The 19,276-nt window shown below is 64.7% G+C and carries 10 protein-coding genes; 6 read left to right on the top strand and 4 right to left on the bottom strand.

The window, feature by feature from the left end; genetic code table 11:
* Positions 1–9 precede the first annotated feature (9 nt).
* Complete coding sequence (locus WT24_RS08915) at positions 10–9,219, bottom strand: hemagglutinin repeat-containing protein (RefSeq protein ID WP_156441775.1); 9,210 nt, start codon at positions 9,217–9,219, stop codon at positions 10–12.
* Positions 9,220–9,745: 526 nt separating this feature from the next.
* Entirely contained in the window at positions 9,746–10,222 is a 477-nt protein-coding gene (locus tag WT24_RS08910; protein ID WP_059499579.1) for an OsmC family protein, read from the bottom strand.
* Between the two features lie 135 nt (positions 10,223–10,357).
* Between WT24_RS08910 and WT24_RS08905 the strand changes: the two genes are divergently transcribed.
* On the top strand, positions 10,358–10,999 hold the full coding sequence (locus tag WT24_RS08905; RefSeq protein ID WP_059499580.1) for a GntR family transcriptional regulator: 642 nt from the start codon (positions 10,358–10,360) through the stop codon (positions 10,997–10,999).
* Between the two features lie 26 nt (positions 11,000–11,025).
* Here the strand turns inward: WT24_RS08905 and WT24_RS08900 are convergent, their stop codons facing one another.
* On the bottom strand, positions 11,026–12,051 hold the full coding sequence (locus WT24_RS08900; protein ID WP_059499581.1) for a LacI family DNA-binding transcriptional regulator: 1,026 nt from the start codon (positions 12,049–12,051) through the stop codon (positions 11,026–11,028).
* 189 nt (positions 12,052–12,240) lie between these two features.
* Here WT24_RS08900 and WT24_RS08895 point away from each other — a divergent pair, with 189 nt between their 5' ends.
* Genes WT24_RS08895 through WT24_RS08875 form a run of 5 tightly spaced genes read left to right on the top strand, consistent with a single transcriptional unit; the run spans position 12,241 to position 18,580 of the window.
* On the top strand, positions 12,241–13,398 hold the full coding sequence (locus WT24_RS08895) for an ABC transporter ATP-binding protein (RefSeq protein ID WP_059499582.1): 1,158 nt from the start codon (positions 12,241–12,243) through the stop codon (positions 13,396–13,398).
* A gap of 8 nt (positions 13,399–13,406) precedes the next feature.
* Entirely contained in the window at positions 13,407–15,392 is a 1,986-nt protein-coding gene (locus WT24_RS08890) for a beta-galactosidase (protein ID WP_059499583.1), read from the top strand.
* A 59-nt stretch (positions 15,393–15,451) separates the two neighbouring features.
* On the top strand, positions 15,452–16,711 hold the full coding sequence (locus tag WT24_RS08885; RefSeq protein WP_060032804.1) for an ABC transporter substrate-binding protein: 1,260 nt from the start codon (positions 15,452–15,454) through the stop codon (positions 16,709–16,711).
* Positions 16,712–16,765: 54 nt separating this feature from the next.
* Positions 16,766–17,707 carry a carbohydrate ABC transporter permease gene (locus tag WT24_RS08880; protein ID WP_059499585.1) on the top strand — a complete coding sequence of 314 codons (942 nt, stop codon included), beginning with the start codon at positions 16,766–16,768 and terminating at the stop codon, positions 17,705–17,707.
* Between the two features lie 21 nt (positions 17,708–17,728).
* A complete protein-coding gene (locus WT24_RS08875) occupies positions 17,729–18,580 on the top strand; it encodes a carbohydrate ABC transporter permease (protein ID WP_027781771.1) in 852 nt (283 codons plus the stop codon).
* Between the two features lie 220 nt (positions 18,581–18,800).
* Here the strand turns inward: WT24_RS08875 and WT24_RS08870 are convergent, their stop codons facing one another.
* Positions 18,801–19,199: a nuclear transport factor 2 family protein gene (locus tag WT24_RS08870; protein WP_179949330.1), complete on the bottom strand. Its 399-nt coding sequence runs from the start codon at positions 19,197–19,199 to the stop codon at positions 18,801–18,803.
* Positions 19,200–19,276 lie beyond the last annotated feature (77 nt).

The raw sequence follows: 19,276 nt of genomic DNA, 5'->3' as shown, positions 1-19,276 counted from the left end.
TCTCACTCCTTATTGCTTATAAGGCTCACCAGATTTCACGACTGCCTGCGCTGCTCTACCAGCCGTTTGACTTAGCGCAAGCCCGACTCCACGGATCACAAACCCTGGAATAGTTGCGACATTCATGATCGAATTAGGAATTCCCGCCCAGCCCAACATAGATGTAGTAAATATAGAATTATAGGCGCCAAATGTCGTTGCGGTCGCCAATCCGGCTAGTGAAAAATTCTGATTAAAACTCTCGTAGAAGTTGTTCCCTTTCAATGTGGCTACCCCAGCACTGGCCGCAGCTACGCCCGTATAGATGCCGCCGGAAACTGCCGCTCCAGTTGCAGCCGCTGTCGTTAGCGAATACCCTGCCTGCGCAGCCTTGTAGGCGGCAAACAGGTCTTGCGCGTACGATACCCCTGCCGATCCACCAGCAATTATTTCCGGTGCGAGGCCCGCGGTAACGAGACCACCAGCGATCAGCAGTCCTGCTGTCGGGTTTGCCGCAGATCCGGGCAAAGCTCGCTGCTCGGGTGTCAGCGTGCCATCCTTGTTTCCAGACAAGAACGGACTGTTGTACTCCGCCGACGTCGCATGGAACAGCCCGCCACCGTTCTGACTGATATAGGCCACCGCAGTTGCGTCCCCTCCCGGCCCCTTGCTTGCCGCCGCATCCACCAAACGATAGCCGTTCGCGAGCAGCATATTCTCCGCCTGCTCCGCAGTGAGTGCCTTCCCGGTCTTTTCTTCATAGAACTTCGCGAAGTCCTTCGCCTTGTCCTTCGTCCACTGTCTTTCGTCGGGGTGAAGCTGCCGGTTGAACCGGTCAACGTTGTACCCCGAGAACGCCCCCGCCTCACCACCCACCGCCGCGCCCGCCCCCGTCGCAAGCGCGTTCGCCACGATGTTGCCCAATGCCTGGTTCATATTGGCGTTCCCAGTCGGATCGCTGCCCGCGATCGCACTGCTGATCTCATTCAGCTTGCCCGACGCGATCGATGCAATCGCGGCACCAGCGGCGCCACCTACCGCGTTACCGCCCGCCAACCCCGTCACCAGCGCCGCGCCGGCACCTTGCATCAATGCGCGATTCGCTCCGCCTTCCTTCCACGCGTCGACGCCCGCCTGATCACCGTTCGCCGCGGCGTCCTTCATCATCTTGTCCGCGTAGTCTCCGATCCGACGCGATACGGCTTCACCCGCCGCGCTGGCCGCCGCCATCATGTCCGCCTGATTGCTCAAGAGATTCTGCATGTCGGGGAGTTTGGCGACCGTACCGTTCGTGTTCGTCGTATCGCGGTTCAAGCTGGCGACGTCCTGCTTCTGGTTCGCCGAATCCGTGATCGTGACCGTCCCCGCACTCACGCCGCTCTTCGTCGTCGCGCTATCACTACCGCTGTCGTTCTGGCCAAGCATGGGCGCGGCGCCGCCCGCGTTCTTGCCCGACGTGCTGCCGTGCGTGCTGTAGTTCATCCCCCCATCGCCGGTCGTCGCACCTGCACTGAAGCCGCTCGAGCTCGCATCGTAGTGCGACTGGTTCTGGACGTCCGAGAAGGACAGCGAACCTGTTGTCAGCGAATTCTTCGACGCATCGGCTTGACTTGCGATCAGCCCACCCTTCAGGTCGGTATTACCGGTGACGTTGATATTGAAACCGCCGTCACCTGCTTGAATCCCGGCCTGTTCATTGACGCCCGCATAGGTGCCCGACGCGTTGCCCTTGCTCTGGCTGAAGCTCGCACTGGCGCCACCCTGACTGATGTTGAAGCCCCCGCCTGAACTCGACTGATGCGCCGCGCTCGACAACGTGTCCTGCACGCTGACGATGTTCAGGTTTCCGCCCACGTCGGCGTTCACCTGATTGCCCTTCACGTTCGAGCCGATGATGTTTGTATCGCCGCCCGAGATGATCGTCACATTGTTTGCTGCGTTTACATGGCTATTGTTCTGCGTGGCCAGATCGCTGTTGCCATCGCCGTTCGCCTTCGACATCGCCGCGGAAACACCGAACCCGCCCGTGCCGACGGAAACCCCCACGCTCGCGCTCTTTGACTCATTCGTGCTACGCGTCGAATCCGTATCGGTCGTATTGATGATATTGACCTGATTCTTCGCTGCCAGGATCACGTCGTTTGCGTTCACGTTCGAACCAACGATCGCCACATTACCGCTACCCGGTTGCCCGTTCCCCGTTGCCGCAAATGCCACCGTTCCGCCCGCATTCACATTCGAACCGCGATTCGTCACGCTGCCTTCGGAGAATGCGCTCTTGCTGTGACTGCTGCCGACGCTGACTTCGACCTTGAACTGAGGCGTTTCGCCCGCCCCCAGCGCCCGGACCGCATCGCCCGCAGCCATGTTCGCATCCCACGCAGCGCTCGCCGCAGCCATCCCGTGCAGCGCCGCTGCCCGACCATCCTGGCTATTGCTGGACGCACGCGATTGGCCCACGGCGTTCGATACCGCGTCGATCACCGGTGCCTTCAGTGCCAGCGTCAGGCCGCTCTTGGAGACTTCCTGCGTTTCGCCGCGGTAGTTCTTGTCCTGCGCCGCGTCAATCGTCACGTTCGCGCCTGTCCCGCTGAGATTCTTCGCTGCGATCAGATCGCTGCCGGTCACGTGCAGATCGTTGCCAGCCGTGATGCTCAGGTTGCCCTTCAGCGAACCGATCGTGCTGGCGTTGTTCGACACCTCGGTCGTCTGGCTGGTCGTCTTCAGCGAACTGCTGCCCACCGACACCGACAGTCCCCCGCCCGACATCAGTCCGGATTCCTTCTTGTTGTAGTAGCTCGACGACTGCAAGGTGTCTTGCGACGTCGTCACCGTCGTGTTGCGCGCTGCCGTGAGCGTTACGTCATTCGTTCCGACGATGGTGCTGCCCTGAACATTGACGTCCTTTCCACTGACGATGTTCACGCCGTCCGCCGACACCAGACTGCCGCGATTGAGCGTCATCGTCTGATCAATCCCGCTTGCAACCTTCACACCGCTCACGACATTGCTGTGGCTGTGCGTTTCGTGCGAATTCAGCTCGTGCGTCTCCGTTGCCGCGCCGATATTCACATCGCCGGCCGCCAGCAGGTTCGCGTTGCCCTTGTCGAGGCTGATTGCGCTGCCGGAGAGCGTTATGTCCTTACCCGACACGATGTTCACTGTGTCGCCACCCTTGAGCGTCGTGCCTGTGAGCACCTGATCCGACTTGTGCTGCGTATCCGCGGAGCTGCCGTGACTGTCGCTGCCCGAACTGTTGCTGTTCACCGTCGATGTCGCGCTCGCCGCGCCTAGCGTCACGTTACCCTTGGCTGCGATCGTGCCGCCCTGTCCGAGGTCGATCTGCGCACCCTTCGCCGTCAGATCGCCACCCACGACGACGTTCGACTGCCCGCCGACCGTCACCGAGCTGCCGGTGACCTTGTTGATGTCGGTGTTCGACACGCCGTTCGCGCGCTGCACGATCTTGTGCTCGCCCGTCTGCACCGCACCCAGATCCCAGTTGCCGCCGACGTTCATCCCGAGATTGCCACCGACCGACAGGTTGCCCGCGTTCTGCTGGAAGTTGCCGCCGGTGACGATCGATGCGTCGCCTGCAACGTCCAGCTTCGCGGTCGGCCCCAGCGTCGTCACCACGCTCGTCGCGCCGTCTCGGCTTACCCGCGTGTTCGTCTTCGTGGCCGTATCGAGAATCAGGTCTTTCCCGGCGTCCAGTTGCAGGCTGCCAGCCTTCACATTCGCCGACGTCAGGTCGATATTGTTCTCGGTCTTCAGCGACATCAGCCCGCCGCTTTGCAGCGCGCCGAATGCGTTATCGATCTGCTTGCCCTGGATCGCCAGCGTGTTGTCCGCCTTGATCGTGCCGCTGTTCGTGAACGACTGCGCGTTCTGGAGATCGATGTTCGTTGCGCTGATCAACGGGCCGTTGATGTTCTGCTGGCTGGCCTGCGCGAGATACACGACCGGCACCAGCACCGATTGTCCGTCAACCACCCGCGTTTCCATCAGGATCACGTTGCTGGTCAGCTTCGACACCTGCTCGGCCGACAGGCTCGCACCCATGGGAAGATCGAGCGACTTCGACAGATCCGCACCCGCCGTCATCAACGACTGGTACATCGCCTGCAAGTCCGCATACGGCCCCAGCACCGCCTTGCCGGTCAGCGCCGTCACCTGATTGCGCACGAGCTGCTGTTCGTAGAAGCCGTCACCAAGACGCTTCGGGATATGCGTGAGGTCGACGCCGAGCTGCCCGAAGAAGTAGTCGCTCGAAATGAAGTTCTTCTGGTTCGTGAACGCCGGATTCGTCTCGATCACGTAGTGCGCATTCGGCGCGGTAGTCGGCCGGTACAGCCCGCCTTGCGGAATCGTGAGGTTGTTCAGCACGTTCAGTGCCGTCGCACTGGCGATGATCGGATCGACCGGCGCCGGTTGACCGCCGTGCACCGACGATGCATCCGATTTAGCGCCGCTTGCGTTACCGCTCAGATTGGCGGGCGTAAGCCCCGGCACCGACTGCCCCGGCAACAAGCCGAGCGACGGAATCGACGCGTTGGTCGCCGTGTTGCTGACGCTGACGCCCGTCCCCGAGATCGTGCCGTTGGAACTCAGTGTCGAAAAGTAACCCGGCAGCGTGTAATCCTTGATCGATGCCGGCGCTGCCTGCGTAAAGCCACCCGGGCGCCCGGTCACGAACGGTGCATTGCCGAACGGCAACTGCCAGTCGTGTTCGGAATTGTCGTAGTTGTTGTAGTGGTATTGGCCCGAGTACGAGACCGTCACGCCCGGCAGTGTCTGTCCGGACGCCGCCCAGCCGTCGGCGTCGTAGTGCCCCGGCATCTTGAGGTCGCCGACCGCCGCGATGTTGCTCCAGTAGTTTTGCAGCGTGCCGACGGACGACGCATCGATCTTGCCGCCCGACACGATCTGTGCGGCCGGGCTGATGTCGGTCACGGTCGTCGCCGTCGCGCTGTCGGCATAGTAGGTCGTGAACTGATAGCTGCTGTTCCATTGACCGCTATGAGGCGGCGAAATGAATAAGCCGCCCGGTTGTTTGATCAGTTCTGCCGCTTGGTCCGGTGTAGGGTCCTGGATACCGTAACTCGTCTGACCCGTGCAATTCCCCACGAAATACGCCGCGCATCCGGACATGCTGATGCCGAACTGCGCGAGCAATCCCGGATCGATCTGACTGGTGGACGTCTTCATCACGCGCCGCGTGCTCGTCACCTTGCCCGCGTGTAGTTCCATGTCGCCTTCGGACTGGATCAGCGCCGATACGTTGTTGACCAGCGCGGCGTTCGTGTAATTGCCGCTGGCGTCCCGGCCACCTGCCAGCACGACCTTGCCCATGCCGAAGATCGCCGTCGTCGCCATCGAATCGGTCGTAGTGGTGTCGTCGCGGTTCTCGATGTCGTGCGCGAGAATTTCGAGCGTGCCGCTGCTGTCCGATGCACCGATCAACGCGGTCGGTCCGAGGTTCGAGATCGTGTTCGTCGCATTCAGCGAAACGCGGGCGCCAACCAGCGCGCCGGTATTGAACAGATTGGTCGATTGCGTGCGCAGCAGGCCACCGGCAGTCAGGGCGCCCACGTTGACGATGTTCCCCGCGTTGACGCTCAGGTCGTTGACCGATTGCAGGTTCGCGCTGTTCGTGAAAGTGCCGGGCAACGTGAACGCGAGATCGTGACCGACATTGAACTGCGTGTCAGGTGCTGCCGTGTAATCGCCTTGCAGATTCACGTTGGCGTCGTGCGTCGCGCTGTACGTGCCGCCACCTTGCAGCGTGCTCGCCGCGACCGACAGGTCGTGGGTAGAGCTGATTTGGCCGTTGGTGTTCGTGATCGCGCCGGTGGTCGTGACGTTCACGTCGCCGTTCGAGTTCGTGACGTTGCCGATGCTGCCGCCGCTGTTGTCGAGCGTATTCGCGTTGACATGTAAGGATCCACCGCTGAGCTGACCACCCTGCGTGTTGCGGATCGATGCGGCGCTGATCATCACGTCACCGTTGCCGGTAATGGCGCCCATGCCCGACACGCCGCCTGCATGGCTGTTTGCGATCTGACTGCCACCCTGCACCGTCATCTTGCCGGCGCCGAGGTCGACGATGGCACCGTCTGCGTTGTCGATCGACGCAGATTGAATGTCGAGCGTGCTGGTGTCGCTTGCTGCCGATTGCCCGGCCTGGACGTGGCCGCCCTGGTTCGACAGCGCACCGCCGCTCTTCAACGACAGTGACGCGTCGGATCGCAGCAAACCTTGCGCGTTGTTCACGTCGCCGGCGATGGTCGCATTGAGGCCGCGTTGCGCGGCAAGAATACCGCTCGCGTTGTTCCAGGTAGCCGCGTTGACGATGGCCTGTCCCTTCGTCACGATGGTGCCCGACGCGTTGTTCAGCGCGCTGGCGCCCGCAGTGGTCCCGGTACCCGGAGCGATCGTCAGCGTGCCCGTGCCGGCGTGCGTAATGGTACCGCCCGCGTTGTTCAGCTCGGCCGGCTTGAGCGTCAGGTCCGTGGCGTTGGTCTGAATCACGCCGGCAGCCGAGTTGTCGAGCGTACCGCTGACGTTCATCCCCATCGTTGACGATCCATACTGCGTGATCGTCCCGCCGTGGTTCACGAGGTTCGCGGCCGTCAGCGCAAGCTGATTGGCCTCGAGCTTGCCACCGCTGTTGTCCAGCGTCGAGTCGGCCGTGACCGACAGATTCGGTGCAACGATCGACCCTCCCTGGTTCGTCATCGAGCCCGTGTGGATCGTTGCGTTCGTGCCGGCACCGATTTGACCACCGTCGTTCGCCAGCGTGCCGCTGGTGACGCTCAGATCCGTGTTCGACAGCAGCTTGCCGTTCGCGTTGTTCAACGTACCGCCGACGGTTGCCGTCAGTCCGGTCTGCGCGTTGATTGAGCCCGACGTGTTGTTCAGCGCGCCGGTTTGCACGACAACGCGCCCGTTGCTGGCGATCGCACCGCCCACGTTCGACACCGAACCTGTGCCGCTGCTCACTGTCAGCGTGCCAGTGCCGGCATGGGTGATCGTGCCGCCGTCGTTGACGAGCGCGGCAGGCGCGAGCGTCAGGTCAGTACTGTTGCTTTGCAGCGTGCCGCCACTGGAATTGTCGAGCGTGCCCGACACGTTCACGCTCATCGCGCCGGTACCGGTCTGCGTGATAGTGCCGCCGTGGTTCGCGAGGTCAGTTGCGGTCAACGACACCTGACCACCCTGCACGGTGCCGGCGCTGTTGTCGAGCGTCGTGGCGCTGACTGTGGCCGTCTTGCCGACGATCGAGCCGCCGTTATTCGTCAAGTGCGCGCCGGCTTCCACCGCGACGTTCTGCGCGGCCTGCAGCGTGCCACTGCCGTTGTCGACCGACTGGCCGGAAATGTGGAGATTCGTATTCGATGTAATCGCGCCGCGGTTGACAACGTTTGCGCCGCTGACCGAAACATCACCGTTGCCGCCGATGACGCCGCCTTGCGCACCGTTCGCTGTCGTACCGGCCGCGTTGGTCAATTGGCCGCTCGTCGTCACCGACAGGCCATCGCCGTTGAGCGACGTAATTCGGCCCGCCGTGTTATCCAGTGACGCACCGGCCACCGTCATGCCGGCCGCGCTTTGAATCGTGCCCTGGTTGTTCGCGATGGCACCGCCGTGCAGGTCCGCCGTGCTTTCGGAGATCAGTTCACCGGACTGGTTGGCGATCTGGCCGGCAACATTCACCGACAGCGCCCCTTGCGACGAAAACTTGCCGCTTTGGTTCGACAGGTTACCGCCCGTCAGCGTCACGCTCCCGCCGCTCGACAGGTTGCCGTGGTCGTTGATCACCGTACGCGTCGCGTTCGCCTGAATGGCCCCTTGCGCGCTCGTTGTCGCATTCGACAGGTTCACGTCGCCGGCCGTCGCATTCAGCGACAGGTTGCCGTTCGCCGCTGTCTGGCTGCCGGCAAGATTCATGCTGCCACCCGTCAGCGACGCGTTGCCGCCCGCGACATTCTGGCCGGTTGCGCTCAGTTGGCCCGACGCAGTCAGGTTGAGGTCGCCGCTGTGCGCGACGGACCCGTCGCTGTTCACGCCCGCGCCGAGCGTGCCGGTCGAATTGATGGTGCCCGCATTTACCGTCGTGTTCTGCTGCGCCGCCAGCGTCCCGCTGTTCGTGAGATCGGCGGCGGTGTTCGCCGACAGCGATTGCTGCGCATACGTCGTGCCGCTGTTCTGAATACCGCCTTCGGCCGACAGCGCGAGATTGCCGCTCGCGGTCGTCTTGCCCGTGAGCACGAGTCGGCCGTCCGATTGCAACGTCAGGTCGCCTGCCTGCGCGGCGATCGTCCCTGCGTTCGCGACACCGACGCCAGCGGAATTGCCAACCAAAAACACCCTATTGGCATACATACCGCCCAATTGCGCGACGTCGATCGCGACGGCCGGGGCAGGACCGTCACCGGCGATTGGCGTCGCGGCAAGCGTGTCATGATTGACCTGTTGCGCACCGGCGATCACGTTCAGATCTTTTGTGTAGATCGCGGCATTGGCCTGCACGGCGCGGGCAATCAGGTCGACCTGATCGACATTCGACGCATTGAGGCCGGCACCTTGCACAGTAATGAGCCCACGCGATACGTTGTAGCCAGTCAACGATCCGTCTGCGCCATAGTACGGCTGGCCGGTCGTCAAGGTCGCGCGACTGGTATTGATGAAGCCGCCGCCGTCTACGACAAGACCGGCTTGATTCGCCAGGACGACCTGTGCGCTCGGCCCCGCGACCTCCACGAATCCGCGGATAAACGAGGGGGCGTTGCTGTTGACCTGATTGACGATGATTCGTGCGGACTGACCCGGACCGTAGTTCGGGTTGCCGTTGATATAGCCCGCTTGCTGCGTATTGACGATCGTCGGCGAGTTGTTCAGGATCGCGCCGGCTTTTTGGACGTCGAACTGGTTGTAGGTGTTGACCGATACGCCCGCGTTCGACGGACGCGCCACGTTGACTTGCGGTAAGCCGTTGGGCGTCTGGATCACCTGCGTGCTGGTGCCCGGTGTGGGGATGATCTGCGCATCGGCCAGGGTTGGCAGCATGCCGAGCGCGGCGACGCCCGCCATCACAACGCGAACGCCCGACGTCGACGATCGCCGCTGCGCGCGAGCTTCGCCCGTTGCCGATTTCCCCTCGGCCGTCGCTGTCTCCGCCACGGCCACCACCATACCCCGAAGCCCGGAATACACCAGGCGATGCGTATTCTTGTTCATTCTCGTCGACGCGGCCCGCGTCCATTCGTTTGCTTATTGGACGCGAGCTTACCGAAACCATTACGAATGACTGTCAAAAATTGCCAAGCCGTTGAAAGGAAACCACAAATTTCAAGTTTCGGACGCGTCTGATTGACGTGTTCCCGCAACGTCTCCGGTCGAGCCACTAAAGCGTACGGACAACAAACCGGATCGATTTCTCGCGCAGCTTTCGCTCACCCATTTGCACGCACGAGTTCCGTTTTCGATTAAAACGTTTCGATATGCGATGAATTGCACAAGTCGTTCGAGATTTATGGAAAGTCGCCAATCCATCCTCTCACAACGAACGGACACATTTCGGAACGCACAATCTGAATCGCTATCGCGAGGCTGCATCCAACCGAGTTGATCTGCTCTGGAAATTCTGGACACAACCGAGTGTTGATTTCTCAGAGCTTGAACCGCTTGGATTTCTCCTCGCACTTCGCCATGAAAAGCGCGTCAACGGAACGAGAGTCTCGTGCTGATGTCCATTGCCGGCGCGTCACGCCGCTGCACACGCGATCACCGGTTCGCAGCGAATCGGAAAGTTCACCGAATTCGCGATATAGCACTTCGCATGCGCGTCGTGATGCAGATGCGCCGCCCGTTCACGATCGTCGCCGGCCCGGATCGTCACCTGCGGACGCAGCACGATTTCGGTGAAGCGCCCCGCTTCGGCACCGTCGAGCATCGTGCCTTCCGCGTGGTCGACGTAGGCCAGCACGCGGATGCCGGCTTCGGAACACAGGTGCAGATACCAGAGCTTGTGGCATGCCGACGCCGACGCGAGCAACAGGTCTTCGGGGTTCCAGCGCGCCGCGTCGCCGCGGAACGCCGGATCCGACGACCCGGGGATATCCGGCTTGGAACCGGCCCGGATCACGTGATCGCGGCCGTACTCGCGATACCCCGACGTGCCTGTGCCACGATTGCCCGTCCACTCCACCGCGACGCGATACGTGTGTTCGCTCGATGCCATCTCGCTCTCCATTGAATTGAAGTCGGTGTCTCGACCGGCCCGGACGCCATTGCGTGAGGCCTGCCGGTGGCCGCTATTCTGGCACCGGATCGTCGTTTGGTATACCATTATTCCAAATTAACGAAACACGCAGGCATGGAAACCAGACTCGACTCCACGGCGGACGCGGTCGCCGCGTCGCTGCGCGACATGATCGTCAACGGCGAGTTGGCGGCCGGCGAGCGGCTCGTCGAGCGCGATCTGGCCGAACGGTTCAGCATCAGCCGGATTCCGATGCGCGAGGCGATCCAGCGGCTGGAACGCGAAGGCCTGCTCGACATCTTCAGGAATCGCGGCGCCGTCGTGCGCATGCTGAGCGCGTCGGACGTGCAGGAAATCTACGACTTGCGCGTGCTGCTCGAAGGCGATGCGATCTACCGCAGCGTGAAACGGCTCGACGACGAAACGCTCGCGCGCGCCGAACTCGTGCATCGCCTGCTCGGCGACGCAACCGTGCCGCGCCGGCAAGGCGAACTGAACCGCGAATTCCACGAGTTGCTGTATTCATGCTGCGGCAACGCGCGGCAGTTGAAGTCGATCGCCGAGCTGCGCGGCCAGGTCGAGCGTTACGAACGCCTGCAGGCGACGCTGCTGGCGGATACGCCGTCATTCCAGGTCGAGCACGACGATATCCTTCAGGCGTGCCGCGAACGCAATGCACGCGGCGCCCGCGCGATGACCGTCGCGCATCTCGAGTCGGCCCGACGCATCGTGTTGCGGCTCGTCGAAGGCGGCTGAGGCGGCGCACGACCGCCCGCGCTTCGCTATGCCGCGTGCGGTACCGGCCCGGTCGTGCCGCGCACCGCCAGCGTCGGCAGCGACGCGACCCGCACGCGCGACGCATCGTCGCCCTGGCCGCCCGCCTCGCGCAGCGTATTGAGCAATTCGACCGCGATTCCGGCCGCTTCGGCGGTCGGAATCGCGACGGTCGTCAGCGTGGGCCGCGTGTCGCGGGCGAGGTGAATATCGGTAATGCCGACGATCGACAGGTCCTCCGGCACGCGCCTGCCGCGATCGGCCGCCGCGTGCAGCGCGCCGATCGCCGGCAGGTCGTTGGTCGCGACCAGCGCAGTCAACTGCGGGTGCGCATCGAGCAGCCGGCCCGCCGCGCGCAGGCCGCCCTCGATCGAATCGCGCTCGGCCTCGACGGTCGACGCGTCGAGCCCCGCGTCGCGCATCACGTCGACGAAGCCGTCATAGCGCGCCGCCTGCACACCGCTCGCCGCGCCGCCGACGATCACGCCGATTTTCTCGTGACCGAGTTCGAGCAGATGCCGCGTCGCGATCCGTCCCGCCTCGCGGAAATCGATGGCCACGCACGGCAGCCCGTCGGGCGGCGCCTCGGGCCGCTCCCACAGGCACAGCACGACCGGCACGCCGCGCCGCGCGACGTCGAGCAGATCCGGCAGGTGCAGGTTCGCATTGGTCACGAGAATGCCTTCGGAGATCGTGCCGGCGATCTGGTCGAGATACGCGCGCCCCTGCAACGGATCTTCGTTCGTATTGCAGACGATCAGGAACTGCCCGTTGCGCCGCACCGCACGCTCGACCGCGAGCGCGAACTCCGGGTAGAACGGGTTCGCGATGCTCGATACCATCAACGCGACCGTCGGCGCACGCCCTTCCGCCAGCGCCCGCGCGGCGAGGTGCGGCCGATACCCGAGCGCGTCGACTGCTTCGAGCACCCGCGCCCGCGTCGCGTCGCCGACCCGGCCGCGGTCGCGCAGCACGTTCGACACCGTCGCGGCCGTCACGCCGGCGCGGCGCGCCACTTCATCCAGAGTTGCCATCGTTTGCCCACTATATGAGACGTCGATCCAGTATTTGCTTCGCTCAGCGAAGCGGCGCACTATCGCCGCACACCTTGCCGCCCGACCGACGGGCGCGACTCGGCCGCGATCACATCGCCTCTTTTTTTGATCGCGATGATTAAGCGCTTAATCACGCAGTATGGCGCATTAGAACATGGAGCGGAGACAATGGCGAGCATCTCGATGCGGCGCGTGCAGAAAGCCTATGGCGAGCATGCGCCGGTCATTCGCGACGTCGATCTGGAGATCGGCGCGCACGAGTTCTGCGTGTTTCTCGGGCCGTCCGGATGCGGGAAATCGACGCTGCTGCGCATGATCGCCGGGCTGGAGGATCTGAGCGCGGGCGAGCTGTCGATCGACGGCCGCCGCGTCGACGACGTGCCGGCGGCCGAGCGCGGCGTGGCGATGGTGTTCCAGAGCTACGCGCTGTTTCCGCACATGACGGTGTACGAGAACATGGCGTTCGGGCTGAAGCTCGCGCGCGTGCCGAAGGCCGAGATCGACCGGAAGGTGCGCGACGCCGCACGGATCCTGCAGCTCGACACGCTGCTCGAACGCAAGCCGAAGGCGCTGTCGGGCGGCCAGCGGCAGCGCGTCGCGATCGGCCGCGCGATCGTGCGCGAGCCCGGCGTGTTCCTGTTCGACGAACCGCTGTCGAATCTCGACGCGGCGTTGCGCGGCCAGACCCGCATCGAGATCGCGCGGCTGCATCGGCAGTTCGAACGCGCGAGCGTCGTCTACGTGACGCACGACCAGACCGAGGCGATGACGCTCGCCGACAAGATCGTGCTGCTGCACGCCGGCGCGGATACCGCGCGGCACGGCAGCATCGCGCAGGTCGGCGCGCCGCTCGACCTCTACCATCACCCGGCCAGCCGCTTCGTCGCGGGCTTCATCGGCTCGCCGCGCATGAACTTCCTGCCGGCCGTCGTGACCGCGTGCGACGCGCATCGCACGACCGTCTCGCTCGTGCCGTCCGGCGAAATCTTCGTGCTGCCGCGCGACGGCTCGGCGCTCGGCGCCGGCGCCGCCGTGACGCTCGGCATCCGCCCCGAGCACCTGACGCTCGGCGCCGCGCCCGATGCGACGACGCTCGCGCGCGACGTCGCGCTCGTCGAGCGCCTGGGCGAACAGACCTACGTGCACCTCGATCCGTGCGGCCAGCCCAGTGCGACGCCGCTGATCGCGAAGGTGCCGGGCGACGCGCAGGTGCACACCGGCGAACGCGTGCACGTGCACGCGCCGGCCGCGGCCTGCCATCTGTTCACCGAAGACGGCCGCGCGGTGCCCGTGTGCGCCGACGTCCACGTTCACCACTACGCATAAGGATCGGCATGCGCCTCGGAGTCTGCTACTACCCGGAACACTGGCCGGAATCGATGTGGGCCGACGACGCCCGCCGGATGAAAACGCTCGGCATCGCGCAGGTGCGGATCGCCGAATTCGCGTGGAGCCGTATCGAGCCGTCGCCGGGCGAATACGACTGGGGCTGGCTCGACCGTGCGGTCGACGTGCTCGGGGCGGCCGGCCTCGAGATCGTGATGTGCACGCCGACCGCCACGCCGCCGAAATGGCTGGTCGACCGCCATCCCGACATCCTCGCGATCGGCGCCGACGGCCGGCCGCGCGCGTTCGGCTCGCGCCGCCACTACGATTTCTCGTCGCCGACCTATCTCGAAGCGTCGCGCCAGATCTGCACGGCGGTCGCCGAACGCTATGGCCGCCACCCGGCCGTGCGCTACTGGCAGACCGACAACGAGCTGGGTTGCCACCAGACCGTCGTCAGCTACTCGCCGGCCGCGCTCGTGCGCTTCCGCGAATGGCTGCAGGCGCGCTACGGCACGATCGACGCGCTCAACCGTGCGTGGGGCACCGTGTTCTGGAGCATGGAGTATCGCCATTTCGACGAAGTGGATGCGCCCGTGGGCACCGTGACCGAAGCCCATCCGTCGCATCGCCTCGACTACCGGCGCTTCGCGTCCGACGAACTCGCGCGCTATCACCGAATGCAGGTCGACGTGATCCGCGCACACTCGCCGGGCCGCCCGGTCGCGCACAACTTCATGCAGCTGTTCACCGAGTTCGATCACTACGAAGTCGCGCGCGACCTCGACGTCGCGACGTGGGACAGCTACCCGCTCGGCGCGCTCGAGGAGCTGTGGTTCGCGCCCGACGTGAAGGCGCGCTGGCTGCGCACCGGCCATCCCGATTTCGCGTCGTTCAATCACGACCTGTACCGCGGCATGTCGAAACTGCCGTTCTGGGTGATGGAACAGCAGCCGGGCCCCGTGAACTGGGCGCACTGGAACCCCGCGCCGCTGCCGGGCATGGTGCGGCTGTGGAGCTGGGAAGCGTTCGCGCACGGCGCCGGCTGCGTGTCGTACTTCCGCTGGCGGCAGGCGCCGTTCGCGCAGGAACAGATGCACGCGGGACTGCACACCCCCGACGACCAGCTCGACGAAGGCGGCCGCGAAGCGCAGCGCGTCGCGCGCGAGATCGTGGCCGTGCACGACGCCGGCGCGGACGCGGACGGCCCGGTGCGCGCACCGGTCGCGCTGGTCTTCGACTACGAGGCGAAGTGGCTGTTCGAAGTGCAGCCGCAGGGCGCCGATTTCCACTATCCGCGTTTCGCGTTCGAGTACTACTCGGCGCTGCGCTCGCTCGGCCTCGACGTCGACATCGTGTCGGCGCACGCGCCGCTCGACGGCTACCGCCTCGTCGTCGTGCCGCCGCTGCCGATCGTACCGGACGATTTCGCGTCGCGGCTCGCCGCGTCGGGCGCGCATGCGGTGTTCGGGCCGCGCACCGGCTCGAAGACCGCCGACCTGCAGGTTCCGCCGGCGCTGCCGCCCGGCCCACTCGCGTCGATCCTGCCCGTGCGGGTATGGCGCGTCGAATCGCTGCGGCCGAACGTGACCGAACGGATCGACGGCACGTTGCGCGACGGCGCGCCGTTCGCGGGCGACGCGCGTCACTGGCGCGACCTCGTCGAGCTGCACGACGACACGCGCAGCGTCGTGCACGCGCGCTTCGCCGACGGCCATCCGGCGTGCATCACGCACGGTACGCTGCACTACTGGGCCGCACCGTTCGACGATGCAACCACCACGCGACTGTTCGCCGATGTCGCGGCAGAAGCCGGCCTCGCGCCGACGCCGCTCGGCGACGCCGTACGCGTGAGCCGGCGCGGCGGGCTGACTTACGTGTTCAATTACGCGAGCACACCGCACACGATCGACGCGGTGCCGCCGTCCGCGTTCGTGGTCGGCGCCGCACAGGTCGAGCCGCAAGGCGTCGCCGTGTATCGAAGCCGTTCGTAACCTCCCCCGGCGCCGCAACGCGCCGGTCACGCACAACGACACACAGGACTGGAGACACCATGACACATCGCCCCCTTCGCGCCGCCGCCCGGCTCGCCACGGCCGCCGCCGTCGCCTTCGCGTCGCTCGGCACGACGGCGCCCGCCGATGCCGGCACGCTGACGATCAACATCGCGTTCAAGGGCGCGAGCCAGCGCGCCGTGTGGCAGTCGACGATCGAAGCGTTCCACAAGGCGCATCCCGACATCGACGTGAAGCCGACCTTCGTCGACGAGGAAGCGTACAAGGTACAGCTCCCCGCGTGGCTCACGACCGTCGCGCCGGACGTCGTGAACTGGCACGCGGGCGAACGGATGGCGTACTACGCGAAGCGCGGGCTGTTCGAGGATCTGAGCGGCGACTGGACGAAGAACGGCTGGGATGCGATGTACGCGTCGACGCGCAGCGCATCGTCGTACAACGGCAAGCAGTACGCGGCGCCGACCGTCTATTACTCGTGGGGGCTGTTCTACCGCAAGGATCTGTTCCGCAAGGTCGGCATCGCCGACGAACCGAAGACGTGGGACCAGTTTCTCGATGCGTGCAAGAAGCTCAAGGCCGCGGGCATCACGCCGGTGGCGATCGGCGGCCGCGATGCGTGGACGCTCGCCGGCTGGTTCGATTATCTCGACCTGCGGCTGAACGGCAACGCGTTCCACCAGCAACTGATGGCCGGCGACGTGCCGTACACCGACCCGCGCGTGAAGAAGGTCTACACGACGTGGAAATCGCTGATCGATGCCGGTTACTTCATCGACAACGCGCTGTCCTACGATCTCGACGGCGCGCAGCCGTTCCTGTTCCAGGGCAAGGCCGCGATGATGCTGATGGGCACCTTCATCGCGGCGGGTTTCCCGCCGAACGTCAAGCAGGAAATGGGCTACTACCGCTTCCCGATCATCGACCCGAAGGTGCCGACCGCGGAGGACGGCCCGGTCGAATCGCTGCACATCCCGACCAAGGCGAAGAACAAGGCCGACGCGCACACGTTCCTCGCGTTCGTCGAAACGCCGGAGATCGGCGCGAAGCTGGCCGAAGGGCTCGGCTCGCTGTCGGCCAACAGCAAGTCGCCGGAGCCGGCCGATCCGATCTCGCGCATCGGCTTCCGGATCCTCGCCGACACGAAGGGCGGCGTCGCGCAGTTCTACGATCGCGACATGACCAAGGAAATGGCCGACGAAGGGATGAAGGGCATGCAGCAGTTCCTCGCGAATCCCGCGCAGCTCGATACGGTGCTCGCACAGCTCGAACAGACCCGCAAGCGGATCTACAAGAAGTGACCGCGTGACCCAACCGGCGGCCGCGCGCCGCCGTGTCCGTTCAGGAGGCTTGCCGTGTCCAGTCCGATCGCGTCCCCCCCGCCCGCCGGCACCGCGCCGCCGCGCGGCCCATCCGCCACCACGCTGCCCGCGCGCCGCCCGTCGCCCGCCGTGCGGCGGCAACGGCGCGCCGCGTGGCTCTTTCTCGCGCCGGCCTGCGCGATGGTAGCCGTCTATGTGATCTGGCCGATCCTGTCGACGCTGTGGCTGAGCCTGTACAACTGGGACGGGATGACCGAACGCACCTTCGTCGGTCTCGCGAACTATGCGGAGCTGCTGCACGCGCCGACGTTCTACACGGCGCTGCGCAACAACGTGATCTGGCTCGCGCTGTTCATGCTCGCGCCGCCGCTCGGCCTCGCCCTCGCGCTGTACCTGAACCAGGCGGTCGGTGGCATCCGGCTCGTGAAATCGCTGTTCTTCGCGCCGTTCGTGCTGTCGGGCGTGGTCGTCGGGCTGATCTTCTCGTGGTTCTACGATCCGACCTTCGGGCTGCTCGCGCTGCTCGCCGGGCATGGCATCCCGGTACTCGGCGACGCGCGCTATGCGACGTTCGGGATCGTGTTCGCCGCGCTGTGGCCGCAAACGGCGTACTGCATGATCCTGTACCTGACCGGGCTCACGTCGGTCAACCCGGAACAGATCGAGGCCGCGCGGATGGAAGGCGCGCGCGGATTCGCGCTGCTATGGCACGTCGTGCTGCCGCAACTGCGGCCGACCACCTTCATGGCGATCGTCGTCACGGTGATCGGCGCGCTGCGCAGCTTCGACCTGATCTCGGTGATGACGGGCGGCGGCCCGTTCGAAAGCTCGACCGTGCTCGCGTATTACATGTACGACCAGGCGATCAAGTACTACCGGCTCGGCTATTCCGCGTCGATCGCGGTCGTGCTGTTCGCGATCATGCTCGTCTACATCGTGTTCCAGTTGCGCCGCATGCTGCGCAACGAGCAGTGACCTTTCGGGAGTGCGCTCATCATGTTTCCGACACCCGTTGCCCACTGGAAGCCGGTATCGCGCCGGCTGTACAAGCTGTCGCTGCCCGTCGCGCTGCTCGTCTGGCTGCTGCCGATGATCGCGGTGTTCGTCACGTCGGTGCGCTCGACCGAGGAACTCGTCGAAGGTCATTACTGGGGCTGGCCGCGCCGCTTCGCGATGATCGAGAACTATCGCGACGCGCTGACCACGTCGCCGATGCTGCATTACTTCTGGAACAGCGTGCAGATCACCGTGCCGTCGGTCATCGGCTCGATCGCGCTCGCGGCGATGGCCGGCTTCGCGCTCGCCACCTATCGGTTTCGCGGCAATACCGCGCTGTTCGGCACGTTCGTCGCCGGCAATTTCGTGCCGGTGCAGGTGTTGATGATTCCGGTGCGCGACCTGTCGCTGCGGCTCGGCGTGTTCAATACCGTCGAAGCGCTGATCCTGTTTCACGTCGCGTTCCAGACGGGCTTCTGCACGCTGTTCCTGCGCAACTTCATCAAGCAGTTGCCGTTCGAGCTGATCGAGGCGGCGCGCATCGAAGGCGCGGGCGAATGGACGGTGTTCTGGCGAATCGTGCTGCCGTTGATCCGGCCGGCGCTGGCCGCACTCGCGATTCTCGTGTTCACGTTCGTGTGGAACGATTACTTCTGGGCGCTGTGCCTCACGCAAGGCGACGAGGCGGCGCCGATCACGGCGGGTGTCGCGGCGCTGAAGGGGCAATGGACGACGTCGTGGAATCTCGTATCGGCCGGGTCGATTCTCGCCGCGCTGCCGTCGGTCGCGATGTTCTTCGCGATGCAGAAGCATTTCGTCGCGGGGCTCACGTTCGGCGCGACGAAAGGCTGAACGCGCGCCGGCTGCGTCTTCGTATCTCCCCCTCCGCATCGTGAGGTTGCCCGCTTCGGCGGGCTTTTTTTGCGGATTCTGTTGCGGATTCGGGTAGGGTCCCCTGGCGAACCTGGCCCGCCGTCCAGGCTTCAACGCCATCGACCGATTACACTCGTCGCTCGCCGGGGGTTCGACGCGCGTGGGCGTCAGGGCACGACTTTGCCCGACATCGATTCAACTAGGCATACTTGTCGCCGACCGTACTGCGAATCGGATGGGTGTCGTACACGATGATCATCCGTTCGATGAGCCCCGCCGTGTCGAACTCGAACACGTCGACGCACTCGAAGCGCGCCACCGAACCGTCTTTCAGGCCCCAGTCGTAGATGAAGTAACCTGTCGCACGTCGAGCCCCGCTCGTGCTGACGCAGATATCGATCGGTGTAATCCTGCTTTCTCCCGATGCGGCAGCGACCTTCGAAAAGAAGGGCTCGGGGTGCATCCAGCCGAGAAATGGCGAGAAAATCTGCGCGTCCGGCGTAAATAGCGCGCAAATGGCGCAGACGTCGCCTCGCTCCAGTTCCCGAAGGTAAGCGCGAACCTGTTCCGTGTAGAGTGATTCCGACGTTGAGCCCAAAATTATCCTCCGATCATTCGTCGACGACCCCGTTCATTCGCGAGAACAGGGCATCCGCTAGACGCACGATAGCGACG

The organism is Burkholderia sp. MSMB1078WGS (assembly GCF_001528895.1).
GTDB lineage: Bacteria > Pseudomonadota > Gammaproteobacteria > Burkholderiales > Burkholderiaceae > Burkholderia.
This window is presented reverse-complemented; position numbering and strand designations above follow the sequence as displayed.

Excerpts from the sequence above, each read along its gene's own strand:
- WT24_RS08885 (WP_060032804.1), top strand. The coding sequence starts at position 15,452 with ATGACACATCGCCCCCTTCGCGCCGCCGCCCGGCTCGCCACGGCCGCC.
- WT24_RS08895 (WP_059499582.1), top strand. The coding sequence starts at position 12,241 with ATGGCGAGCATCTCGATGCGGCGCGTGCAGAAAGCCTATGGCGAGCAT.
- WT24_RS08900 (WP_059499581.1), bottom strand. The coding sequence starts at position 12,051 with ATGGCAACTCTGGATGAAGTGGCGCGCCGCGCCGGCGTGACGGCCGCG.
- WT24_RS08910 (WP_059499579.1), bottom strand. The coding sequence starts at position 10,222 with ATGGCATCGAGCGAACACACGTATCGCGTCGCGGTGGAGTGGACGGGC.
- WT24_RS08915 (WP_156441775.1), bottom strand. The coding sequence starts at position 9,219 with ATGAACAAGAATACGCATCGCCTGGTGTATTCCGGGCTTCGGGGTATG.
- WT24_RS08875 (WP_027781771.1), top strand. The coding sequence starts at position 17,729 with ATGTTTCCGACACCCGTTGCCCACTGGAAGCCGGTATCGCGCCGGCTG.
- WT24_RS08905 (WP_059499580.1), top strand. The coding sequence starts at position 10,358 with ATGGAAACCAGACTCGACTCCACGGCGGACGCGGTCGCCGCGTCGCTG.
- WT24_RS08890 (WP_059499583.1), top strand. The coding sequence starts at position 13,407 with ATGCGCCTCGGAGTCTGCTACTACCCGGAACACTGGCCGGAATCGATG.